Raw genomic sequence first — 16,375 nt, 5'->3', positions numbered from 1 at the left:
TCCGGAGGATCTCGCGGGCTTGATAACATTATCGGCAACGTATCGCACAGCTTTAGACAAAAGTTGCCATCCACAGGCAATAGATTGCCACGCCGTGATGATATTTGCACCAGTCAGCTCAAAAAAAGCACAAGACAAACTGCTGGGATAAAAAAAACCGACCAGCCTGGTCGGTTTCTTATCATTCGTGAGCAAAGATTAAGATTCGAAAGGATGAACCTTAATGATGGTCTCATTACGATCTGGGCCAGTAGAGATAATGTCTACCGGTACGCCGGTAAGCTCTTCGATACGCTTGATGTAATCGATCGCCGCTTTTGGTAAATCCGCCAGTGATTTAGCGCCAAAAGTATTCTCTGACCAACCAGGCATGGTTTCGTAGATTGGTGTCGCCTTCTCAAACGCTTCTGCCGCCATTGGAGAGACTTCTAGGATTGAACCATCTTCCATTTGGTAAGCGGTACAAATTTTCAGCTCTTTCAGACCATCCAGTACGTCCAACTTAGTCAGACAGAAACCAGACACTGAGTTGATTTGAATGGCGCGACGCATCGCAACAGCATCAAACCAGCCACAACGACGCTTACGACCTGTGGTTGCACCAAACTCATGCCCTTTCACACCTAAGTGTTCACCGACATCGTCAAACAGTTCAGTTGGGAATGGACCAGCGCCTACACGAGTACAGTAAGCTTTTGCGATACCTAGGATATAGCCAAGGTAACGAGGACCAAAACCAGAACCTGCAGCAACGCCACCAGCAGTGGTGTTAGACGACGTCACGTATGGGTAAGTACCGTGGTCGATGTCCAGCAGTGTACCTTGAGCACCTTCGAACATGATCTTGTCGCCACGCTTGCGTGCTGCGTCAAGTTCGTCCGTCACGTCAATTACCATAGATGTAAGCAGCTCAGCATAGCCTTTTGCTTGCTCAAGCACTTCATCGTAGCTTACTGGTTCCGCTTTGTAGAAGTTCACCAGTTGGAAGTTATGGTACTCCATCACTTCTTTCAGTTTTTCCGCAAAGGATACCATATCGAACAAGTCACCCACGCGCAGACCGCGGCGAGCCACTTTATCTTCGTACGCAGGACCAATACCACGACCAGTAGTACCAATCGCTTTCTTACCACGCGCAATTTCACGCGCTTGGTCGAGCGCAACGTGGTATTGAAGAATCAGAGGACAAGCTTCAGAAATGAACAGACGTTCGCGAACTGGAATACCACGCTCTTCAAGAGGTTTCATCTCTTTGATGAGCGCTTCAGGTGAAAGCACAACGCCGTTACCGATAACGCATTTAACGTTATTACGCAGAATACCTGATGGGATTAAGTGGAGAACGGTTTTCTCACCGTCGATTACAAGAGTGTGACCAGCATTGTGACCGCCTTGGTAGCGAACCACATACTTTGCATCTTCAGTCAAAAGGTCAACGATTTTGCCTTTACCTTCGTCACCCCATTGGGTGCCCAGAACGACTACGTTATTTGCCATCTTTCCAAATCTGATTGATAGTTAAAAAAGGATTCTAGCACCGAATTACGCGTCTTGCAGTCATTTTTTGTTCACACGACTTGAGAACAAAAACTGAAAAAACGAATGCATACTTTTTCATCCCATACTTCACTGCTACCATGCTTTCTTGCTTTTTAGTTGGATATGGATTCTATGGCAGATTCACTTTGGGTTGCATTGGGGCTTGTTTTGATTGTTGAAGGGCTGGGACCTTTGCTCGCACCTCGAGGATGGCGCAGCATGGTGGCGCAGCTCAGCGAGCAACCCGACCATCAGTTGCGCCGCATTGGCGGTTGCCTAGTGGTTGCTGGGGCTGTGATCGCTTACATGATGAGTCACTGATAAAAAAAGGCTCCAACAACGGGAGCCTTTCGATTTGTGCGGTTTAGCGCTTACTTAGCTTCAACGCCTTTACCACTGTTCATATACTGGAAGAAATCACTCTTCGGATCCAAAACCAGAATATCGCTCTTGGAGCTAAAGGATTTCTCATAGGCTCTTAGAGAGCGTAAGAAACTGAAAAACTCAGGATCTTTGTTGTACGCTTCAGAATAGATCTTCGCCGCCTTCGCATCCGCTTCACCACGTGTTACGCGCGCAGTTTTGTCCGCTTCCGCGAGAATCGTCGCCACTTCTAGCTCGGCTTGCGCCCGGATAACTTCAGCCTTTTCACGACCTTGTGAACGGTGCTTACGCGCAACCGATTCACGCTCCGCTCGCATACGACGGTAGATAGATTCGCTGATTTCATCAGGCAGGTTGATCTTCTTCATTCGGAAATCAACCACACGAACACCTAAGTCTTTCATCGCACTTTCACGTGTATCGTTGAGCACTTCAGACATGATCAAATCACGTTCGCCATCAATTTCCAACGCTTCACGCGCCGCTTCAGTATTCACGTCCGCACTGGTCACGTCTTGTGGTAAAACGTCAGTATTACGTGGTCCTGAAACGATCTGTTTGATCTCGCGAGCACCGATTTCAGCACGTAGCACGTCGGTCACTTTACGTTCGAGTAGCGCTTCCGCCGTCAGTGAATTACCACCGCCAGTTGCAAGATAGTAGCGGCCGAAATCTTCAATACGCCATTTGACATAAGTATCGATAATCACGTCTTTTTTCTCAGACGTTACGAAGCGATCTGAACGGCCATCCATGGTTTGAATACGCGCATCCAACGTCTTCACGCGGTCAAACAGCGGCATCTTGAAGTGCAGACCCGGTTCGTAGATACGAGTGATGTCATTGTTGTCTTTCAACACTCGACCAAAACGGACCACAATGCCTCGCTCACCTTCAGGGATGACAAACAAGGACATTAGGAGTGATGCAAGGGCAATCACTAACACAGGGATCATTAATTTACGCATGATTAGTATCTCCCTTGACGTGAGCCAGTGTTGCGCGACTGCGTACTCTGCGCATCATCACTGTTGCTCTGAGACTCTAGTTGAATCTGGTCGTACGCCGCCGAAGACGGATCTTTACGTTTGCTCTCTGCTTGACCACTTTGGCTGGTCAGCTTATCAATCGGCAGATAGAGCAGATTGCCACTCGATTGCGAATCAATCAGCACTTTCGACGTGTTTGAGTACACTTCTTCCATCGTATCAAGGTAGAGACGATCACGGGTAACCGCTGGAGCCGCTTGGTACTCAGGCAATAGCTTCTCAAACTGAGCGACCTGACCCAAAGATTCGTTAACGATACGCTCGCTATAACCTTGCGCTTCTTTTTTCAGACGCTCAGCACGACCTGTCGCTTTCGGCAAGATTTCGTTCTTGTACGCTTCGGCTTCACGAATGAAACGCTCTTCATCCTCACGTGCTGCAATCGCGTCATCAAACGCATCTTTCACTTGCTCTGGCGGACGAGCGGACTGGAAGTTGACGTCCACAATCACTAGGCCCATATCGTAGCTGTCGATGATTTGATTCAGCGTTTCTTGCGTACTTTGACGAATCTGCTGACGACCACTGGTCAGGATGCTATCCATCAAAGAATCACCAATCACAGCACGCAGCGCAGAATCGGTTGCTTGACGCAAACTATCATCAGCATTGGTCACGCGGTAAAGGTACTTGTAAGGATCGGCAACACGGTACTGCACATCCATCGACACCGTCACGACGTTTTCGTCTTTTGTCAGCATCAATCCAGATGAACGTAGCGAACGGATTGCCTGTACGTTGACTGGCGTCACTTCATCAATAAAACGTGCGCGCCAGTTCAGGCCGGGATCGACAATGCGATCATATTTGCCAAGGCGCAGTACGACACCACGTTCGGCTTCGCCGATGGTGTAGAAACCTGCAAAAAACCAGACAGCAACGGCAATAACGGCGATCACACCAAAACCGATCGCACCACCACCACCAAGAGAAGGCCCTTTGCCCCCTTTGTTGCCAAACTTGCCACCCAGCTTTTGACTTAGTTTGTTAAACACTTCATCCAAATCCGGCGGCCCTTGGTCTCGGCCCCCCGGACGCTGGCCACCGCGATTATTGTTACCCCAAGGGTCATTATCGCGGCCATTGTTGCCGTTGTTATTTCCAGGCTCATTCCACGCCATTAGAAAGCTCCATCATTTGATATGACGTTATACTGTAGCAGTCCTTTAAGTAACGATAAAGTCACGCAAAACTGCCCCTTCTTTTTTTTCAAGTCTAGACCAATCTACTTGCTGCATTCGAATATCGATCAACAAGTTACCATCCTGGTCGTATTCTTCCTGCTGAATACACTTCATTTGGAAAAATATACTGCGAATTCTTCCTTGATGCTGTGGAGGAATTCGCAACTGATACTCGATGATCTGAGACGCTAACCGTTCGGTGAGCGCTGCGAACAACAAGTCGATGCCCTTTCCTTCCATAGCTGAGACCCAAACAACTCGAGGAACACCTTCATCATCACGCTCGATGCGTGGATGCTGATCTTCCATGTTGTCGATCTTGTTCATCACGACCAAAGTCGGGATTTCATGTGCATCAATTTCCGCCAACACATCGTGAACAGCTTGAATATTCTCACGAAAACGCTCGTCACTGGCATCAACAACATGTAACAAAATGTCAGCTTCTTGCGTCTCTTGCAAGGTGGCTTTAAATGCAGCTACCAAATCATGTGGCAGATGTCGAATAAAGCCAACGGTGTCAGCCAGAATTGCAGGGCCAACATCCATCAAGTCGATTTTACGTAGCGTCGGATCCAACGTGGCAAACAGTTGATCCGCAGCGTAAACACCGGCTTCGGTAATGCGGTTAAATAGGGTAGATTTACCCGCGTTGGTGTACCCGACCAATGAAAGGGTGGGGATTTCAGCGCGATTTCGAGCACGACGCCCCTGTTCACGTTGCTTCGATACCTTTTCTAGGCGGCGAAGAATCGCTTTGATCCGTTCACGCAATAAACGGCGGTCCGTTTCCAACTGGGTTTCACCCGGTCCTCGCAGACCAATACCACCTTTTTGTCTTTCCAGGTGCGTCCAACCACGAATTAAGCGCGTAGAGATATGTCTCAGTTGAGCCAGTTCGACTTGAAGTTTACCTTCATGAGTGCGTGCTCGTTGAGCGAAGATATCAAGAATTAGACCTGTGCGATCGATAACACGACACTGACACAGTCTTTCGAGGTTGCGTTCCTGGGCAGGAGAGAGGGCGTGATTAAATATCACAATTTCAGCACCAGTCATTTGCACTGCCTGTGCAATTTCCTGCGCCTTACCCTCTCCGACGTAGTATTTAGGGTGCGGGGAACGGCGACTGCCCGTAATCACTTGCAGTGTCGTTACCCCAGCAGAAGAGACCAGCATTTCGCATTCTGCTAAGTCTTCCCACTCACCTTCTTGCGTGAAGTTGATATGAACAAGTACGGCTCGCTCACCGGATTCATAACGGTCAAACAAGCAATCAACTCCTTAATGTAGTAACACGATCGACGAAAAGATTAATCTTCAGATTTATCTTGTGGACGATCCGATGGGCTACGCTCGCCGCTGTGGTGGCTTACTGGACGCGCCGGTACAACGGTAGAGATAGCGTGCTTGTAAACCATTTGGTTAACGGTGTTTTTTAGTAGGATCACAAACTGATCAAATGATTCAATTTGACCTTGTAGTTTGATGCCGTTTACCAAATAGATAGACACTGGAATACGCTCACGACGGAGTGCATTTAGAAATGGGTCTTGTAGAGATTGCCCCTTAGCCATTTTATTTTCCTTATTTAATTTGTAGTTGTAATTATTTAGCTAGTGGTGCACTGCAAAAGAGACTGCCTTTGCATCTGAGCTAAACGAACAAAATAACACTCTAGTTATTCGCCAGTTGTCACCAACGTCGCCAATAACGATCCTTCAGTGAGTGTATTCACGCAAAAACGATCACATTATACACAGCTATCTCAATCAGATGCTATGGCTTCTGAAAGAGTTTCTAATGACTGTTCAATGTCCTCGCTATCTAACCAAGTTAGGTTATCCCAGCTGCGCAGCCAGGTAATCTGTCGCTTGGCCAATTGACGGGTGGCGCAGATGCCGCGATAAATCGCTTCGTCTAGAGTGCCATTTCCGTCTAAATAGTCCCACATCTGCCGATAACCGACACATCGAATAGAAGGAAGATCCGGATGAAGATCCTCGCGTGCGTGCAAGGTTCTCATCTCTTGTTCAAATCCCGCTTCCATCATTTTGTCGAAGCGCAGCTCAATACGACGATGGAGTTCTGCCCTATCCTTGGGAGCTATTGCAAACTGTTTGACACGAAACGGCAAGCTTTCGCCTTTGGTTTGCGTCAACTCAGTAAGAGTTTTACCTGAAATGCGAAAAACTTCCAATGCCCTAGATAATCTTTGTGGATCATTAGGATGAATTCTCGCCGCCGACACAGGATCGATCTCTTTGAGTTCATCGTGCAATACTGACCAACCTTTAGTCAATGCCTCTTGCTCAATTTGCTGACGTATTTCAGGGTTTGCGGCAGGTAATGGTGATAAACCTTCTAATAACGCCTTAAAATACAACATGGTACCGCCAACCAATAGAGGTATTTTCCCCTGCGCAGCAATCTCGTTCATCGCTTGCAACGCATCTCGGCGAAAATCTGCCGCTGAATAAGATTGCGCAGGATCCAAGATATCGATCAATCGATGCGGCGCTAACTGCTGCTCCCGCTCGTCCGGTTTTGCCGTGCCAATATCCATGCCTTTATAGATCAGCGCGGAGTCGACACTGATGATCTCAACCGGATATTTCTGACGTAAGCGAATGGCCAGTTCCGTTTTTCCCGATGCGGTAGGCCCCATCAAAAACAAGGCCAAAGGTAATCTGTCTGTCATGGTTTCAGTTTTGCTATCGTCGCTGAGAAATCGATCTCTGTGAGCAATTTGCCATCTTGCAATGGAAGTAGACCCTGCCAGAGCTGTTCGAGTTCCGAAATAATTTGAATTGCTTCAGAAAGAGTATAGTGACTTTTCACTTTGGTGATACGCAGAGCAAGCCAATGGGCCAGCAGCGAAGCACAACTTTCATTCCTAGCTTCCTGAGCAAATGAAGCTGCGTAAGATAGCAGATCTGGGATCAGAAGTTGTAGGTTTTGTTGCCGAAGCGGCGCAGGGACCCCCATCACCAGCAAAGCTTTGTCATTGCGAGGTTTAAACTGAAGGCCAAAACGCGCAAAAGTTTGCTCTAGCTGCGCAGAGACTGACATCTGCTCTGCGTTCAATTTGAGTGACAGTGGCACCAGCAAGGGTTGAGATTTCAATGCTTGTTCAGTGGTATTGAGCTGACCTAGGCAGCGATAATACTCTGCCCTAGCCAAAGACAGTAGAAAACTGCCTGATTTGCTGCCCATCAGCACGTAGGCTTGCTCTACAATCGCGACCGCCTTACCTAGCTCACTCGGCGTATGAGCGGTCTGTGTTTGCAAAGACTCAACGCGCGGTATTGTCTCCGCTGAAGAAGGCATCTCCGGCGTCTGCAATAGCTCTTGATAAGTTTTGACTTGCTGTTTAGAGGGCGCTGGTGTGGGCTGATATTCTGCGCCACCACGCCCCGATGAAGATGGGCGAGATTCTTGCCAAGCCTGACGCGCTGGCGGTTTTTCGCCACGAGTGGGAGAGACAAAAGCTTCGGCAACGCCTGAGGCGGCTTCACTGTCATGTGCCACTTGCTTACGCGGATAAGCCGGCGATTGATCTATCGCTTGATAAACGGACTCTGGTACTGCATCAACCGCTTCATCGGCCGCAGATTCATTTTCTGGCTCGGCGGGATGATGAAATGCGGAAGCACTTATCTGCGGCGCTTCAATCACGTCACTTTGTGCCAAAGCACTGGCCAGCGCTTGGTAGATGAAGTCATGCACTAAGCGCGCTTGGTGAAAACGAACTTCATGTTTGGCTGGATGGACGTTGACATCGACCTGATGAGGATCCAGTTCAATAAACAGCACATAGGCGGCAAACTGTTCCGGTTTTAAACTATTTTCGTAGCTCTGACGGATCGCATGGTTGATGAGCTTATCGCGCATCATCCGTCCATTCACATAACAATACTGCAAATCACTTTGCTGGCGCGCCCCCTCTGGCGTGGTGATCCAGCCATGAAGTTTTAACCCTTGATGCTCCAGCTCAATCGCCAACATATGGCGAACAAACGCATTGCCACAAACTGAAGCCAAGCGCTTTTCTGCTTGGCTGGGCGTTTTCGCCGCTCGATACTGCCGAACCACCTTGCCATTATGACGCAGTGTGATACTGACATCGAAACGGCTGAGCGCAATACGTTTGAGCAGCTCATCAATATGGGCAAATTCGGTTTTTTCCGTACGCAGGAATTTGCGCCGCGCAGGGGTGTTAAAAAACAGGTCTAACACTTCAACTGTTGTGCCAATCGGGTGAGCGGTCGGTTGCAGATTCACCTGCATGTCGCGCCCTTCCGTATACGCACTCCAAGCTTGCTCTTGGGTCGCCGGGCGAGACGTGAGCGTAAGACGTGAGACAGAGCTGATACTCGCCAGCGCTTCGCCGCGAAAACCAAGGCTCATGATCGCTTCTAAATCATCTAAAGTATGAATTTTCGATGTCGCATGACGGCTAAGCGCCAGACCTAATTCGTCTTTGCAAATACCCGAACCGTTATCACGAATTCGAATCAGCTTAGCGCCGCCTTTCTCGATATCGATATCAATGCGAGTCGCCCCGGAGTCGAGGCTATTTTCCACTAACTCTTTCACCACCGAAGCGGGCCTTTCAACCACTTCCCCGGCAGCAATTTGGTTGGCGAGCCTAGCGGGTAATATTTTGATTGCCATACGCCCGCCTACTTGTTGGGAATAATCAATATCTGCCCAACCGCAAGTTCGTCGGAACGCAGATTATTGGCCGAGCGGATGCTGGATACGCTAACATCATACTTGGCCGCGATTTTGCTCAGGTACTCACCGCGCACCACTTTGTGTTTGCGGATCGGCTTGTCTTTTAAACTGACGGTGATTTTTAGCTTCTGCCCAACCCATAAGGTATCGGACTTCAGATTGTTCTCCTTCCGAATATCATCGACGCTCACCTTATAGTGCTCGGCAATCTTGCCTAAATACTCACCACGGCCGACAGTATGAGTAATGCGCTCCGTCTCCACTGTATTTGGCTTTTCCGGAATAATCGCCGCGGTCGGCGCGCCATTGTCGATGCGTAGCGTTTGCCCAATCGCCAAAGTGGAACTTTTCAGTTTGTTGTCCCGCATAATCGCTTGCGTCGTTGTGCCATATTGTTTGGCAATCAGCGACAGCGATTCACCGCGCTTCACCGTATGCCAAATCGGTTTTGCATTGGCAGAGAAAACCGTTCCTTCCGGTGGGTTATCTTGCAAGTATTTAATCACCGCTTTAGAAATGGCCTTCGCGAGCTTGTCTTGGTGAGCACGTTGGAACAGCAGTTTCTCTTCGGTCGGGTTGGAGATAAATCCCGTTTCGACCAGCACCGATGGGATCTGTGGTGAGCGTAGCACCGCTAAGCTGGTATTGATCGGGTTTTCGTTGTGCAGTTTTGCTACCTTGCCCATTTCGCCGAGGATCTCAGTGGCAAGCTTGTAGCCCTCTTTCTGCGAATGGCTAAATTGCAGATCCAGCAAGGTTTGGTTAACGTTTTTGTCGTTGACGTTCGCAAATGCAGTACCTGCCCCGCCCAAAATCTCCGACTGTTTCTCGTGGTTTTCTACCCAACGAGCAATCTCTGTATTGGCGCGACGTGTATTGAGAACGAATACCGACCCACCTCGAGGCTGTGGCGAGGTAAAGGCATCGGCGTGAATCGAGATCAGCAGATGAGCCTCGTTTTCGCGGGCAATCGCAACGCGACGGTTTAAATTGACAAAATAGTCGCCAGAGCGAGTGAGCTGGGTTTTGATTCCCGGCACAGCGTCGAGCTCTGCCGCGATCTTTTTTGAGATACTTAAGGTGGCATTTTTTTCGTATCGGCGTGTTGGGCCAATAGAGCCGGGATCTTCACCTCCGTGTCCCGGATCAATCACAATCAGAATTTCTTCCGCTCGATGGACAGATTGAATGTCTTTACTGACACTGGGTGTCTGTGAGATCGATGCGTTCGTTGTGCGCTCTTTATGCGGTAAATCGATCACCAAACGGTGACCATAACCGCCGCCAGGGGTCGGTGCCAACTTAAACAGCTCCGCCTGAGAGCGTTTTTTCAGTTCAAACACTAGTCGGTAAGTGCCCGATTCTGGAGGCGAACTTTTACGGATTTTGCTCAATACCGGGCTGTCTGCCACCATGACTGGCAGTTTTGCGCCCAAACTCGTCTTCTTTAAATCAACCACCAAACGGTCTGGCTTAGTGAGGGAGAAATAACTGAAATCCGCCTCATCCGCTAAATCGATCACCACGCGGGTTTCATCCGGAGAAGGCCAAACCCTGACACTTTGCAGTACGTTGGCAAAAGCCCACGCTGGCAGAAGAAGACAAACCGCTGACAGCCATATCGCAGCGGTTTTGATGCACTTTAAACTCAACTTAACTCCAATTTACTGAGCAGCTCAATGCCATACGGGTTATTTGCTGTTAGTTGCGCGATGCGAGCGTCACCTTGATAGCGAATGTCGATATCTAAATCCGGCTCGGGCAGCAGCCCCGCGCCTTTTTCTGGCCATTCCACCAGGCAGACAGCATCGGCGGTAAAATAGTCGCGAATCCCCATAAACTCCAACTCTTCAGGATCTGCCAAACGATAAAGATCGAAGTGGTATACCTGCCAGTTGGCTAACTGATAGGGTTCAACTAAGGTGTAGGTCGGGCTTTTAACATTGCCCTCATGACCCAGAGCACGAACAAAACCACGACTGAATGTGGTTTTTCCTGCACCCAAGTCCCCATGCAAATAGATGGTGGTTTGTTGGGAGCAAAGATTGGCAAGCTGTGCGCCAAGATTAATGGTGGCCTGCTCATCTTTAAGTTCGAACTGCTTTACGTGCATGATCATCGGTCTCTGAATCTGGGAACTGACTATATAAAAATCAAAAGAACAGGAATAGTAAACTGTGTCTGTTTTGAGAGACAAGCGCCTAAATGTCATTTCGTGGAAAAATCCTCCGAGATCGCTCGCTAAGCTAGAACCTTGGCTGAAGATCCAGTAAGATCCGCGTCCGTTTTTCTTCAGGCAACTCGCATGGATTACCAGCAACTCGCACAACAGATCAAAATTTGGGGAGCCGAACTCGGTTTTCAAAAAGTCGGGATCTGCGATGTTGATCTGCGTGAGCACGAGGCCGAGCTGCAAAAGTGGCTAGATGCAGGCTATCACGGCAGCATGGATTGGATGGCCAGACACGGCATGATGCGTGCTCGCCCCAACGAGTTGCTTCCCGGAACCATCCGAGTGATCAGCGTGCGCATCAACTATCTTCCTCCACAAGCGCAGTTTGCTGCAAATCTGGCTGACAAAACTCAAGCCTACATCAGCCGCTATGCCCTGGGCCGTGACTATCATAAACTGGTTAGAAAGCAGCTCAGTGAACTCGGCAAACGTATTGAAAACGCGGTCGGTGCCTTTGGTTATCGGCCTTTTGTCGATTCAGCTCCCATTTTGGAACGACCTTTAGCGCAAAAAGCCGGACTTGGCTGGACTGGGAAACATTCACTAATCTTAGATAAAGAAGCTGGCTCTTGGTTTTTCCTCGGCGAACTGCTGGTCGATTTGCCTTTACCTGTCGACGAACCAAGCGCTGATGACTGTGGAAAATGCAAAGCGTGTATCACCTCGTGCCCTACCCAAGCCATCGTCGACGACAAAATCGTCGATGCTAGACGCTGTATCTCCTACCTGACCATAGAGTTTTCCGGAGTCATTCCTGAAGAATTTCGCAAAGCAATAGGCAACCGAATTTACGGCTGTGATGATTGTCAGTTAGTTTGCCCGTGGAATCGCGAAGCGGAACTCACCGAACAGAGCGACTTCCATCGCCGTGACTCGCTACATCAAGCTGACCTTGTGAATTTGTTTCTATGGGATGAACCCACCTTTCTGAAAAAGATGGAAGGTTCGGCGATCCGTCGCATTGGTCACTTGCAGTGGTTGAGAAACTTGGCGATAGCCATGGGGAACGCCCCTTACTCACTAAAGATTGTACAGGCATTGCAAGAACGCAAAGGACAGAATGAACTACTGGATGTTCACATCGATTGGGCGCTAGCAGAACAACGGAACCAATCGGCTGATTCCTCTACTATCGATATCAAAAACCAAAGGCTAATCCGTATCGTTGAAAAAGGTCTGCCTAGGGACGCGTGAGGTGCGGGCAGAGCACAGAAACACAGTGCAATATTTGACCTCCCTCTCAATTTTCCAAAATGTGGAAAAAATGCAGGAACAACGCATTCTATTGCCTTCAAGGAAAAGTTAAGCACATATCCAATAAATGACTAGGATCAAAAAAAGATACCATTTTGATCCAAACATAACGCATGCCCAACTAGACCACACAATAAAACTCAATAAAAAACAAATAGTTAACAAAGAAAGCCACGAGACACTTATTAAGGGAAAGAACAAAGATCCTTTATTCGGAAGAAAGTCAACTACTCAAGAACGGGTTATCAACCAAGTTATCCACAACATAAGCGGTGTGGATAAGTCTGTTAGTGAAATAGGAAAATACCTAGTTTTCCTAAGAAAGCTAGGCTAAATAATTGACTCAAAAATAAGAGGCAGAAAAACATCCGAAGGCATTTTCCGGATGTTTATTTCATTGTTAGGGGTTCATGCTTCTCAGCATTACTAAAGAGCGGTGGTATACGGGCCAGAAGAAATTGGTTGCGGGGGCCGGATTTGAACCGACGACCTTCGGGTTATGAGCCCGACGAGCTACCAAGCTGCTCCACCCCGCGTCCGTATTTTATCACTGTTAAGCACAGTGAGAGCTTTGAATGTGGTTGCGGGAGCTGGATTTGAACCAACGACCTTCGGGTTATGAGCCCGACGAGCTACCAAGCTGCTCCATCCCGCGTCCGTATTGTGTCATCGTTAGGTACGATGAAGACCATTAATTTGGAGCGACACACGAGGTTCCCTTCTTTTAAAGCAAAAAGGCGTGACCTCAACCTTGGCAAGGTTGCGCTCTATGAACTGAGCGAGCGTCGCATTTCACCGTTAAGTACGATGACAACTTCAATTTGGAGCGACACACGAGGTTCGAACTCGTGACCTCAACCTTGGCAAGGTTGCGCTCTATGAACTGAGCGAGCGTCGCAATGATTAAATGCCGGAGCACTTAATACAGAATGTGGTTGCGGGAGCTGGATTTGAACCAACGACCTTCGGGTTATGAGCCCGACGAGCTACCAAGCTGCTCCATCCCGCGTCCGTATTGTGTCATCGTTAGGTACGATGAAGACCATTAATTTGGAGCGACACACGAGGTTCGAACTCGTGACCTCAACCTTGGCAAGGTTGCGCTCTACCAACTGAGCTAGTGTCGCAATGATTAAATGCCGGAGCACTTAATACAGAATGTGGTTGCGGGAGCTGGATTTGAACCAACGACCTTCGGGTTATGAGCCCGACGAGCTACCAAGCTGCTCCATCCCGCGTCCGTATTGTGTCATCGTTAGGTACGATGAGGACCATTAATTTGGAGCGACACACGAGGTTCCCTTCTTTTAAAGCAAAAAGGCGTGACCTCAACCTTGGCAAGGTTGCGCTCTATGAACTGAGCGAGCGTCGCATTTCATCGTTAAGTACGATGACAACTTCAATTTGGAGCGACACACGAGGTTCGAACTCGTGACCTCAACCTTGGCAAGGTTGCGCTCTACCAACTGAGCTAGTGTCGCAATGATTAAATGCCGGAGCACTTAATACAGAATGTGGTTGCGGGAGCTGGATTTGAACCAACGACCTTCGGGTTATGAGCCCGACGAGCTACCAAGCTGCTCCATCCCGCGTCCGTATTGTGTCACCGTTAAGTACGATGATAACTTCAATTTGGAGCGACACACGAGGTTCGAACTCGTGACCTCAACCTTGGCAAGGTTGCGCTCTACCAACTGAGCTAGTGTCGCATTTCATCGTTAAGTACGATGACAACTTCAATTTGGAGCGACACACGAGGTTCGAACTCGTGACCTCAACCTTGGCAAGGTTGCGCTCTACCAACTGAGCTAGTGTCGCATTTCATCGTCAAGTACGATGACAACTTCAATTTGGAGCGACACACGAGGTTCGAACTCGTGACCTCAACCTTGGCAAGGTTGCGCTCTACCAACTGAGCTAGTGTCGCATTTCATCGTCAAGTACGATGACAACTTCAATTTGGAGCGACACACGAGGTTCGAACTCGTGACCTCAACCTTGGCAAGGTTGCGCTCTACCAACTGAGCTAGTGTCGCATTCACAACGTTTTCCGCTGTTCAGGGCTGCGAATTATAAGAGCATTTCTAAGTGATGCAAGTCCTTTAGTGAAAAAAAACTTAATTTTTTTTTACTCGTTGAAAAAACATCCAAACAAAGCAAAAGTTCGCCGCCCAGTGAAGAAAACCTCGCCCTATCAGATGTTAAAGATAGTCTGACGATAGTACTTCAATTCGGCAATCGACTCGCGAATGTCATCAAGAGCCAGGTGGGTGCCACGCTTTGAAAAACCGGTAAGGATTTCAGGGTTCCAACGTTTCGCCAACTCTTTTAGCGTGCTGACATCGATGTAACGATAGTGGAAATACTCTTCGAGTTTAGGCATATGGCGGTACAGAAAACGTCTGTCCTGCCCAATACTGTTGCCACAAATTGGCGACACGCCTTGTGGAACCCACTGCTCTAGAAAACGCAGCGTTTGTTCAACCGCTTCCTGCTCCGATACCATGCTGGCACGCACTCGATCAACAAGGCCGCTGGCTGTATGTGTATTGGTGCACCACTCATCCATTTTTGCTAACTCTTCATCCGATTGATGAATCGCCAATACTGGTCCTTCCGCTAAAATATTCAGCTCGCTATCGGTGACAATAGAAGCGATTTCGATGATTTTATGCGTGTCAGGATCTAAACCTGTCATCTCAAGATCGATCCAAATTAAGTTTTGATCGCTAAAGGACATAGAGGAGTTGCCTATTTGTTTGCTGATAAAACGGGTACTATACCTCAAAATAGTGGCAACAAGATACTTCGACAAAAGCGACAAAACCGTCATACTTGTCGCGTTATCGCTCAATAAATTAAGTAACTTATCGTGGCAAAAAAGAAAAAGTTAACCAAAGGTCAAGTACGTCGGGTACGTGACAATCAACAAAAACGTTTGAATAAACCATCTGATACTGTGCAGTGGGATGAGGCCATGCTCGGTGACAGCAAGCGTGGATTGGTGATCACTCGTTTTGGCCAACACGCCGATATTGAAGATTTGGAAAGCGGCGATATCGAGCGCTGCAATCTGCGTCGTGGTATTGAATCACTGGTGTCGGGAGACAAAGTGATTTGGCGAAAAGGACTCGAATCGATGGCGGGCATTTCTGGGGTGGTGGAAGCTGTCGAGCCAAGGAGTTCGATTTTAACTCGTCCGGACTATTACGACGGCCTTAAGCCGGTTGCGGCCAACATCGATCAAATGATCATCGTTTCTTCCGTCTTACCGGAGCTTTCGCTCAATATTATCGATCGCTACCTAATCGCCGCAGAAACGCTGAATATCGCCCCAATTTTAGTGCTAAACAAGATTGATCTGCTGCGAGATGAAGATCTCAAGCAATACAAGACTTGGTTAGCAGAATACGAAAAGATTGGCTACAAAGTCCTATACGTGAGTAAGCGATCGGGCGAAGGCATTGCCGACCTCGAAGCGCAGCTTGGGGAACGCATCAACATTTTCGTCGGTCAATCAGGGGTGGGCAAATCCAGCTTGGTGAATGCGTTAATCCCAGAACTGGATGTGGAAGAGGGTGAAGTGTCCGAAATGTCCGGCTTGGGCCAACATACCACCACGGCCGCTCGTTTGTATCATATTCCTTCCGGCGGCGATCTGATTGACTCACCCGGGGTGCGTGAGTTTGGCTTGTGGCATCTCGAAGCCGATGAAGTAACCAACGCTTATATCGAATTTCGCCCCTATCTGGGGGCTTGTAAGTTCCGCGATTGTAAACATGGTGATGACCCAGGTTGCATTCTGCGTGAGGCGGTGGAGAAAGGCGAAATAAGCCCTATTCGTTACGAAAACTACCACCGTATTATTGAAAGCATGGCGGAAAATAAAGCCAATCGACAGTACTCGCGCAACAAAAAAGCGGATCTGTAGTTGTGTAAGATTTCGTCACCACTTACTGACAAGAGAAATAAATTTCAGTAACATCACGCGC

13 protein-coding genes and 12 tRNA genes are annotated in these 16,375 nt (G+C 48.5%); 3 read left to right on the top strand and 22 right to left on the bottom strand.

The features are described 5' to 3' along the window. Positions 1-198: 198 nt before the first annotated feature. Positions 199-1,497 (bottom strand): adenylosuccinate synthase, encoded by a 1,299-nt coding sequence (locus EWA64_RS10090; RefSeq protein ID WP_061894824.1) that lies wholly within the window; start codon positions 1,495-1,497, stop codon positions 199-201. Positions 1,498-1,671: 174 nt separating this feature from the next. Here EWA64_RS10090 and EWA64_RS10085 point away from each other — a divergent pair, with 174 nt between their 5' ends. After that, the gene (locus EWA64_RS10085) at positions 1,672-1,860 is read left to right on the top strand and encodes a DUF2065 domain-containing protein (protein ID WP_039431210.1); all 189 of its coding nucleotides are present in this window, start codon (positions 1,672-1,674) and stop codon (positions 1,858-1,860) included. A gap of 50 nt (positions 1,861-1,910) precedes the next feature. On the opposite strand, the gene hflC is transcribed toward EWA64_RS10085, so the two are convergent. The 8 genes from hflC to tsaE form a co-directional block, all read right to left on the bottom strand. After that, on the bottom strand, positions 1,911-2,891 hold the full coding sequence (gene hflC, locus EWA64_RS10080) for a protease modulator HflC (RefSeq protein ID WP_061894825.1): 981 nt from the start codon (positions 2,889-2,891) through the stop codon (positions 1,911-1,913). A gap of 2 nt (positions 2,892-2,893) precedes the next feature. After that, positions 2,894-4,093, bottom strand: coding sequence for an FtsH protease activity modulator HflK (hflK, locus tag EWA64_RS10075; RefSeq protein WP_061894826.1), 1,200 nt, complete (start codon positions 4,091-4,093; stop codon positions 2,894-2,896). Between the two features lie 45 nt (positions 4,094-4,138). Then, complete coding sequence (hflX, locus tag EWA64_RS10070) at positions 4,139-5,428, bottom strand: ribosome rescue GTPase HflX (protein WP_061894827.1); 1,290 nt, start codon at positions 5,426-5,428, stop codon at positions 4,139-4,141. 41 nt (positions 5,429-5,469) lie between these two features. Next, the gene (gene hfq, locus EWA64_RS10065) at positions 5,470-5,733 is read right to left on the bottom strand and encodes an RNA chaperone Hfq (RefSeq protein ID WP_039431220.1); all 264 of its coding nucleotides are present in this window, start codon (positions 5,731-5,733) and stop codon (positions 5,470-5,472) included. Positions 5,734-5,924: 191 nt separating this feature from the next. After that, positions 5,925-6,857, bottom strand: a complete 933-nt coding sequence (gene miaA, locus EWA64_RS10060; protein WP_061894828.1) for a tRNA (adenosine(37)-N6)-dimethylallyltransferase MiaA — start codon at positions 6,855-6,857, stop codon at positions 5,925-5,927. Next, on the bottom strand, positions 6,854-8,833 hold the full coding sequence (gene mutL / locus EWA64_RS10055) for a DNA mismatch repair endonuclease MutL (protein WP_061894829.1): 1,980 nt from the start codon (positions 8,831-8,833) through the stop codon (positions 6,854-6,856). Before mutL ends, miaA begins: the two co-directional genes overlap by 4 nt. An 8-nt stretch (positions 8,834-8,841) precedes the next feature. After that, the gene (locus tag EWA64_RS10050) at positions 8,842-10,533 is read right to left on the bottom strand and encodes an N-acetylmuramoyl-L-alanine amidase (RefSeq protein ID WP_244881489.1); all 1,692 of its coding nucleotides are present in this window, start codon (positions 10,531-10,533) and stop codon (positions 8,842-8,844) included. A gap of 11 nt (positions 10,534-10,544) precedes the next feature. Next, complete coding sequence (gene tsaE / locus EWA64_RS10045; RefSeq protein WP_061894834.1) at positions 10,545-11,009, bottom strand: tRNA (adenosine(37)-N6)-threonylcarbamoyltransferase complex ATPase subunit type 1 TsaE; 465 nt, start codon at positions 11,007-11,009, stop codon at positions 10,545-10,547. 192 nt (positions 11,010-11,201) lie between these two features. On the opposite strand from tsaE, the gene queG reads away from it, so the two are divergent. Then, positions 11,202-12,323: a tRNA epoxyqueuosine(34) reductase QueG gene (gene queG / locus EWA64_RS10040; RefSeq protein ID WP_061894831.1), complete on the top strand. Its 1,122-nt coding sequence runs from the start codon at positions 11,202-11,204 to the stop codon at positions 12,321-12,323. 519 nt (positions 12,324-12,842) lie between these two features. Here the strand turns inward: queG and EWA64_RS10035 are convergent. The 13 genes from EWA64_RS10035 to orn all read right to left on the bottom strand — a co-directional run bounded on the left by EWA64_RS10035 (position 12,843) and on the right by orn (position 15,123). Then, positions 12,843-12,919 (bottom strand) — tRNA-Met (locus EWA64_RS10035). Between the two features lie 42 nt (positions 12,920-12,961). Beyond that, positions 12,962-13,038: transfer RNA gene (locus tag EWA64_RS10030), tRNA-Met, on the bottom strand. A 167-nt stretch (positions 13,039-13,205) separates the two neighbouring features. Further along, positions 13,206-13,281: transfer RNA gene (locus tag EWA64_RS10025), tRNA-Gly, on the bottom strand. A 34-nt stretch (positions 13,282-13,315) separates the two neighbouring features. Continuing rightward, a tRNA-Met gene (locus EWA64_RS10020) sits at positions 13,316-13,392 on the bottom strand. A 42-nt stretch (positions 13,393-13,434) separates the two neighbouring features. Further along, positions 13,435-13,510: transfer RNA gene (locus tag EWA64_RS10015), tRNA-Gly, on the bottom strand. Positions 13,511-13,544: 34 nt separating this feature from the next. Continuing rightward, positions 13,545-13,621, bottom strand: a tRNA-Met gene (locus EWA64_RS10010). A 167-nt stretch (positions 13,622-13,788) separates the two neighbouring features. Further along, a tRNA-Gly gene (locus tag EWA64_RS10005) sits at positions 13,789-13,864 on the bottom strand. A 34-nt stretch (positions 13,865-13,898) separates the two neighbouring features. Further along, positions 13,899-13,975, bottom strand: a tRNA-Met gene (locus EWA64_RS10000). Between the two features lie 41 nt (positions 13,976-14,016). Beyond that, a tRNA-Gly gene (locus EWA64_RS09995) sits at positions 14,017-14,092 on the bottom strand. Positions 14,093-14,125: 33 nt separating this feature from the next. Continuing rightward, a tRNA-Gly gene (locus tag EWA64_RS09990) sits at positions 14,126-14,201 on the bottom strand. A 33-nt stretch (positions 14,202-14,234) separates the two neighbouring features. Beyond that, positions 14,235-14,310: transfer RNA gene (locus EWA64_RS09985), tRNA-Gly, on the bottom strand. Between the two features lie 33 nt (positions 14,311-14,343). Next, positions 14,344-14,419 (bottom strand) — tRNA-Gly (locus EWA64_RS09980). Between the two features lie 158 nt (positions 14,420-14,577). After that, positions 14,578-15,123, bottom strand: a complete 546-nt coding sequence (orn, locus tag EWA64_RS09975; RefSeq protein ID WP_045569281.1) for an oligoribonuclease — start codon at positions 15,121-15,123, stop codon at positions 14,578-14,580. A gap of 132 nt (positions 15,124-15,255) precedes the next feature. On the opposite strand from orn, the gene rsgA reads away from it, so the two are divergent. Further along, complete coding sequence (rsgA, locus tag EWA64_RS09970; RefSeq protein ID WP_061893645.1) at positions 15,256-16,314, top strand: small ribosomal subunit biogenesis GTPase RsgA; 1,059 nt, start codon at positions 15,256-15,258, stop codon at positions 16,312-16,314. Positions 16,315-16,375 lie beyond the last annotated feature (61 nt).

Source organism: Vibrio cidicii (assembly GCF_009665415.1).
Taxonomy (GTDB): domain Bacteria; phylum Pseudomonadota; class Gammaproteobacteria; order Enterobacterales; family Vibrionaceae; genus Vibrio; species Vibrio cidicii.
The sequence above is the reverse complement of the archived record's forward strand: the minus strand, read 5'-3'. Positions and strand labels throughout refer to the sequence as shown.